Consider the following 238-nt stretch of genomic DNA (forward strand, 5'->3'; position numbering starts at 1 on the left):
GAGGGCGGTTTGGAGGGCGAAGAGGGCGGGTTGGGTGTATTGGGTTTGGTTGAGGAGGTGGGGGTCGGTGCCGAAGACGATGTCGTGGAGGGGGTGGGGGAGGTGGGGGTCGAGGGCGGCGCAGGCTTCGTCGAAGGCGTCGGCGTAGGCGGGGTAGGTGGTGTAGAGGTCGTGGCCCATGCCCAGGCGTTGGCTGCCCTGGCCGGAGAAGACCATCGTCAGGGTTCCGTCGCCACCC

General features: G+C 68.5%; 1 protein-coding gene. It reads right to left on the reverse strand.

Annotated elements, in window-relative coordinates; translation table 11 throughout:
- Positions 1-238 (reverse strand): acyltransferase domain-containing protein (locus IF30_RS42985; RefSeq protein WP_037903310.1); only part of this gene is annotated, 238 nt, incomplete at both ends.

Source organism: Streptomyces sp. NRRL S-350 (assembly GCF_000719705.1).
Classification (GTDB): Bacteria; Actinomycetota; Actinomycetes; order Streptomycetales; family Streptomycetaceae; genus Kitasatospora.